The 6,649-nt window shown below is 39.4% G+C and carries 5 protein-coding genes, 1 pseudogene and 1 CRISPR repeat array; of the genes and pseudogenes, 2 read left to right on the top strand and 4 right to left on the bottom strand.

What is annotated here, in order from left to right:
• Positions 1-90: 90 nt before the first annotated feature.
• Both GNE10_RS30320 and GNE10_RS30315 read right to left on the bottom strand, forming a co-directional pair.
• The gene (locus GNE10_RS30320) at positions 91-753 is read right to left on the bottom strand and encodes a phosphoribosyltransferase (protein ID WP_185569498.1); all 663 of its coding nucleotides are present in this window, start codon (positions 751-753) and stop codon (positions 91-93) included.
• A gap of 32 nt (positions 754-785) precedes the next feature.
• On the bottom strand, positions 786-1,193 hold the full coding sequence (locus GNE10_RS30315) for a DUF2267 domain-containing protein (protein ID WP_099072684.1): 408 nt from the start codon (positions 1,191-1,193) through the stop codon (positions 786-788).
• 714 nt (positions 1,194-1,907) lie between these two features.
• On the opposite strand from GNE10_RS30315, the gene GNE10_RS30310 reads away from it, so the two are divergent.
• Positions 1,908-2,375, top strand: coding sequence for a hypothetical protein (locus tag GNE10_RS30310; RefSeq protein WP_185569496.1), 468 nt, complete (start codon positions 1,908-1,910; stop codon positions 2,373-2,375).
• Between the two features lie 609 nt (positions 2,376-2,984).
• Positions 2,985-3,917: pseudogene (locus tag GNE10_RS30305) on the top strand (1-aminocyclopropane-1-carboxylate deaminase/D-cysteine desulfhydrase); the annotation flags it as partial.
• Between the two features lie 3 nt (positions 3,918-3,920).
• A CRISPR array of direct repeats spans positions 3,921-4,731; the repeat unit is 36 nt; unit sequence GTTTCCATTAATTCCACTTCTCAGAAGAGAAGCGGC.
• Between the two features lie 439 nt (positions 4,732-5,170).
• On the opposite strand, the gene GNE10_RS30300 reads toward GNE10_RS30305, so the two are convergent.
• Together GNE10_RS30300 and GNE10_RS30295 are read right to left on the bottom strand one after the other, a co-directional pair.
• Positions 5,171-5,827: a class I SAM-dependent methyltransferase gene (locus GNE10_RS30300; RefSeq protein WP_185569494.1), complete on the bottom strand. Its 657-nt coding sequence runs from the start codon at positions 5,825-5,827 to the stop codon at positions 5,171-5,173.
• A gap of 142 nt (positions 5,828-5,969) precedes the next feature.
• Positions 5,970-6,308: a VanZ family protein gene (locus GNE10_RS30295; protein ID WP_311774896.1), complete on the bottom strand. Its 339-nt coding sequence runs from the start codon at positions 6,306-6,308 to the stop codon at positions 5,970-5,972.
• Positions 6,309-6,649 lie beyond the last annotated feature (341 nt).

Here is a 6,649-nt window from a genome sequence, read left to right as displayed (position 1 = left end):
ATGGGGGAGATGGGGGAGATGGGGCAGAGGAGAATAATAACTCACAAATCAACAGTCAACAGTCATCAGTCAACAGTCAACAATCAACACTCACCCAGTAAATAATGCTTCACCATTCTTTGTTGCTGTTGTGAGTAATTCTCGGACTTCTTCATCTGTAGTTTGAGGAAAGTTTTCGTACCAAAGACCAACACTGTAGAAAGGGCTGGGTGAAGAGACGCAAGTGATTTGATCTACTTCAGTTTCTAACTGTTGACAAGTTTCAGGTGCGGCTACGGGCACAGCAATGACAATGGCAGCTGGTTGATGTTTTCGCACAGCCACAACGGCAGCCCACATGGTTGCACCTGTGGCTAAGCCATCATCTACTAAGATGACGGTGCGTCCGTGTAAGTCTGGAAAAGGACGCTGTCCTCGATAAAGGTTTTCTCGACGCTGTAACTCTCGTTCTTCTTGCACTGCTACCCTGGCGATTACTTCGTCGGAGATGTTCACCATGTTGATAATATTTCTATTGAGTATCCGCACACCACCAGGAGCGATCGCTCCCATTGCTAATTCTTCTCTATCGGGTACACCCAATTTACGTACTACCAAAACATCTAAGGGAGCATTTAAGGCTTGAGCAACCTCAAAGGCTACGGGTACGCCACCTCTTGGTAACCCTAAAACCACAACATCTGAACGATTAACATAAGCAGCTAACTCCTGAGCTAAAACTTGGCCTGCAAACCTCCTGTTTTTAAATAGCATGGTGTAACACTCCTAATGAATTGACAAAAATTTTAAGTATTTATCCGCATTCGTCCTTTACTACCTGCTTCAAACAACGGATCGAATTCTGATGGCAGTTGAGAGCGAATATCATCGATTTCGCCTGTGCTAATGGCTTCACTCAATACCTCAATAACTACACGGGCATGATGAACAGCATCTGGCAGCTGCACACTTTCTCTTTGACTTACTCGCTCAAAAAATTCATTAATAGAAAAGCGTTCTCCAGCACCTGCATATTCATGTCGCATGTATTCTGCAATGCCTCTTGGCAGCTGGGCAGCAGCATTGAAAGGCTCATCTCCAGCTAACCTTTCTGCTAGCGTCTCTAGAGTCGCGCGGGTTGCTAGTTCTGCGTCACCACGCGAACTCAGACGCGCACGATTTTGCACCTGTCCAATAAACTCATCGTGTTGCATTTTCCCTCCAGATCGTACATGACTTGTTATGGTCTGACGTTCTGAACCAATCTTAGAAAGCGAAAAATACCGTGTCCTCTGACTAATGGGGCGACATCTTTAATTTATAGTTCTATCAAAAGGATGACACTCAATACGGTTCGGATAAGCAGTATGAACTTCTGTTGTGGTCTGGGAAAAAGTTAAAGGGTAAGGGGTAAAGGATGTATTTGAAACCTTTCCCCTTTCCCCTTTTCCCCACTTCTGCAAGAAGTCTTATGAACCAATGGAGGAAGATTTTTCTCTTTGAATAAGCTAAAAACTAAAGAACACGCTAACTATGCCCCCGAAATTGGTATGAATTTTCTCCCACTTGCCAATACTTGTTATTAGACTTATGCTGAGTATATATTTTAACAAAATTTAAATACAAAATTACTTAATTGCTCACAGATACGAAAATCTATAGAGGATAAAGTAATCATGAAAGTCCTCATTTTAGGCTTTTCTGGTTTTCTTAAATCAAATATTGATGTTGTCTTCACATTAATTTTGAATTGTAAATTTGCAATAGTTCACAATACTCTAATTATTTGAAGCCAGTATAAAATTATGTTAAAATTCTTTCCATAAAGATAGTAAAAATTATCCTTTAACACTTTTGAGTAAAAATCAATAGAGTAGAATAACTGAATAACGATCCGCTATTTTTAATTTGAAAGCAGGATTTTATAAATGATCGGCTTAACTAGTTCGGAAAACACTACAGTTAACAGCGCAGCAACTACCAAAAGATTGGCAAGGGCGATGATGGTTGCAGCTGGAGAGTTTTCACTGATTTTAGCGTGTTGTAACAGCATTGAAAGACAGCAGCAAGTCCTGAATTGGTTAACAGAATTTTCATCAACCGACATTCCCGAAATCCAGCTGACATCAGCAGCAGATACGTTGTACACCCCTATTGCCAATAAAATTGGTGCTACTCAACCCGAAGCTTTAATGGTACGAGGCTTAGAATCTGTAGAGGCAATTAATCAATTAATCATTAGCACCAACATCATGCGAGATGAGTTTCGCAAACAGTTTAAGTTTCCCTTGGTATTGTGGGTTAATGACGAAATTCTCTGCAAGCTAGTCTGGTTAGCACCCGATTTCAAAGATTGGGCATCTACTACCATTAGATTTGATGTACTTAATAATTAGTGGTCTATCGCATTAATTTTGCTGGGTTAATAAACGTAGACGCGGAGCGGCTTGCCGCAGGCTACCGCAAAGGGCGCAAAGAGCGCAAAGAAAGAAAAATTAAGAATGAGTTTACCCATCAGAACTAATGCGATGAACCACTAGTGGTCTATGTCATTAATTTTGATGAGTTTGTAGTAAGCACTTTAGTGCTGAAAAATCAAGGACTAAAGTCCTAACTACAAACTTATTTACCCCTTGTAACTAATGCGATGAACCACTAGTTAGTCGAACCCGAACAACAAGTAATTAGAGCCTAACTTTGTTCAAAAACATAGGAAACAGCAAGTAGGGCTATGGGGTTCGGTTAAGGATAATCTCACGCAAAGGCGCAAGGGTGCAAAGGAAAATCGTGTATTTGGGTTGAAGGCGCAAAAGTAGAGACGTAGCATTGCTACGTCTCTACATCGGATGGAATGACGAAAAATCCTTCAATGGAAAGGTGTCATACCATTTCACTTTATAAATGATACAAATACAAGCGTAAGGGCGTAGGCTCTGCCTTTCCGCAGGGTACAGTCGTTCGCCCTTACAATTACCTGTACCTCACAAAGTTGCAATTTGCTGTTTATGTCATTAATATTTATTCCTCCATTGATTCAACAAATCAACAGCAAAATTACCCGTGAAGCTGGTGTTAAATTGTGTGTGCTACGCCTTGATGTTATGCACCCGTGGGTTAATGGGAATAAATGGTATAAGTTGAAATATAATTTATTAGAAGCAAAGCAAAAAAATTTCACTAAGCTGCTTACCTTTGGCGGCGCTTATTCTAATCACATTTATGCAACCGCAGCCGCCGGTAATTTTTTGGGATTTCATACCATCGGCGTAATTCGTGGTGAGGAAAATTTACCATTGAATCCAACCTTGAGTTTTGCTGTGCAGCAGGGTATGGAACTTGTGTATGTTTCGCGCCAGATGTATCGACAACGCAACACAGCAGAGTTTCATGAATATCTGCAACAGCGTTTTGGTGAGGTGTTTATCATTCCTGAAGGTGGTAATAATTTAAACGGTGTGCGCGGTTGTACAGAGATAATTAATCAAGGGATGTCTACAGATGGCTACGCCTTTGACTATATTTGCCTAGCCTGCGGCACTGCAACAACGCTGGCTGGAATTGCGCTTTCATTAAATCAAAGACAAAAAGCGATCGCTTTTCCGGTGTTGAAAAATGGCAATTTTCTAGGAAAAGAAATCGAAAATCTCTTGACAAATTACCTCGCCTCTGATTTACCGAGTCCATATAATTCTCCTGCTTCTTGGGAATTAATGTGTGATTATCACTTCGGCGGCTATGCAAAAGTCAATCAGGAGTTGCTACGATTCAGCCAAGAATTTAGCTCGGCGCACAATGTACCTCTTGATTACGTATATACTGCCAAAATGTTTTATGGCGTGATGGATTTATTACAGCAGGGTTTTTTTGCTAAAGGCAAAAGTTTGCTGCTGGTACACACAGGTGGCTTGCAGGGTAATGTTGGTATGGAAGAAAGATTGCTGGTTTCTATTAATTCTACTTCTTAGAAGAGAAGCGGCACGATCGCCCTTGTTCCTGCGGCCACAGATACCAATTGGTTGTCGTTTCCATTAATTCCACTTCTCAGAAGAGAAGCGGCTGTCTAGGAATCCAAAGCGCTACTCGGCACTAGGCGGTTTCCATTAATTCCACTTCTCAGAAGAGAAGCGGCCGACTTTAGCTTTGATGATTCAACTAACTCTATTACGTTTCCATTAATTCCACTTCTCAGAAGAGAAGCGGCCAGACGAGGGCTACTTCAGAGCAGTTATGCTTCCATACCAATAGTTTCCATTAATTCCACTTCTCAGAAGAGAAGCGGCTCTTGAAGCTAAGTTAACTCTACTAACTTCTTCTAAATCGTTTCCATTAATTCCACTTCTCAGAAGAGAAGCGGCTTACAACTAGTAATAAAACGAGGAAAACGTAATGTTCATTTTCAGTTTCCATTAATTCCACTTCTCAGAAGAGAAGCGGCGCGTACTGGTTGTATTGGCTGTCCATTAGTCACCAAAGAGTTTCCATTAATTCCACTTCTCAGAAGAGAAGCGGCTTTGTAGTGGTAGCAATTTTCGAGAAAGGCCGCCCTCAATTTATCAGCAAAAAGTTTCCATTAATTCCACTTCTCAGAAGAGAAGCGGCCAAATATCTCCGAGTACCCTCATGAAGAGGAGTGCTTGCGTTTCCATTAATTCCACTTCTCAGAAGAGAAGCGGCTACATAGCCATCTAAAGGTGTGGTGGAACCAGCAATATTTATGTTTCCATTAATTCCACTTCTCAGAAGAGAAGCGGCCCCTACTACTTTAAACCCTGACACCACCTAATGTCCAGACGCCATTTGCGACGGGGTAGAAACCGAAGGCTGTTTCCAGAGAAAAAACAGAGGCGAAAAACCCTGAAACCCTTGTGTAGAAGGATATCGGCCGGGTTGACGAGAGAATCAGCATTTGCACCATAGACTCGACCCCGCCGCACAGAAACAATAATTTCTGAGATTTAACAAATTCTGCGGGTTTAAGTCCCCCAGTTTTATAACCAGCAAATTTTGTCGTGGCGTTCAAATACCCATTACAAAACTATACTTGCTACTTGCAACTTGTTTAATCATAGCTACCTACTTCAACTCTTATCTCTTTGCGTACTTTGCGTACTTTGCGGTTCGATTTTTCTCCACGTAATATTGAAAACTTAACTTTATATTCCCAAAAAATAATTATTAAAAACTTACTTGTTCATTTTGTAGCTACACCAATAATATGCTGACTCAGCATAAACAATCCCAGTTGAAACTGCTCATAACTAACACTAGTAAAACCAGCATTTTCTAAAGCAAAGTCAATTTCCCTATCTCGATAAGAATTAGTGGCTAAAGTTTTCCAAATGGGACTAATTGTATTTTGTATTTTTCGGAAAAAACTTCCTTTGGGTGCAGCGATACGTTCAATAAATAACAAGCGTCCACCTGGTTTAAGCACTCTTAAAATTGCCTGTAATGTATAGTTGATATTCGGCACAGAACATAAAACAAAGGTAGCAACAACGGTATCGACGCTGTTATCTTCAACATCTAGCCATTCAGCATTACCAAAGCGGATATCGATGTTTAAACCAAGTTTTTTTGCTTGTTTTCGTAGAGAAGAATGCATTTGTAAGCTTGGTTCAATAGCTATTAAATCGATATTGCTAGGATAATATGGTAAATTAGAGCCATTTTGCGGATTAATTTCTAATACTTTACCTTGGAGATTAGCAAAAAGTGAAAGTTTGCGATCGCCTAATTCTTCATGATAGCTGCTGCTATGTCCCGCTATCATTCGTCCCAAAAAGATTTTACCCAAATTTACATAAATTTGATTTGATAATTCTCCACAAATTTGGTTGACACTCATTTATCCACTTCCTAATTTTTAAGGCTACAAATTGGTGTATTTCTTCACCATTTATAGCCTCAAGATATTATATTTACTTTTGTTTAACTTCACCCAAGTGACTCACCTGATTGGGTGATTTTAGATAAATATTCACTACTTTTCAAATTTGATTGTTTTGAGATTTATGCAGGTTTTGTATTTCTGCCAAAAAAGTAAATAGTACAACACCGAAGAAATCAGCAGCTAAATCAACTAAATCAAAACTGCGATGGGGTGTCAATAATTGAATGATTTCGTCAACGATACAAAAAAAGATGACAATAAATGGTGTCAATGGCAGTGAAATCTTAAATATTTCAATTTTACGTTTATTTAATGCTAGGTGTCCCAAGTATGCAGCAATTCCCAACAACAAGAAATGCATTATTGTATCGAAATACGGGAATTGAGGAAGCTCAACTGGAATAATTTTTAGGTAGGCTGATATAGAAATGGACATTAAAATTCCAAAGTAAAACCAAAACGCAAAAACCCAAAATCGATTAGATTTCATTTTTATTATTTGTAACAGTACTGTTAAAATTCAGAATTAATCAGTTTGAAAATCACATCATTCATCACAGATGAGATTTTTGAATCATTCTAAATTCTTACATAACTACTACAAACTCAACAAAAAGCTTTCCGCAATTTATAATGCTTGATTTTCGTAAATTATACCAATTTGAAAAAAGAATGCGACACATAGACAAGACCCCTCCCCAACCCTCCCCTTAGCAAGGCTACGGTGTACACACAAGTACTATCTGTAAGGGTTTCAAGCCGTAAAGACCATTTTAA

The sequence above is a fragment of the Nostoc sp. 2RC genome, assembly GCF_014222165.1.
Lineage (GTDB): Bacteria > Cyanobacteriota > Cyanobacteriia > Cyanobacteriales > Nostocaceae > Nostoc > Nostoc linckia.
The sequence above is the reverse complement of the archived record's forward strand: the minus strand, read 5'-3'. Positions and strand labels throughout refer to the sequence as shown.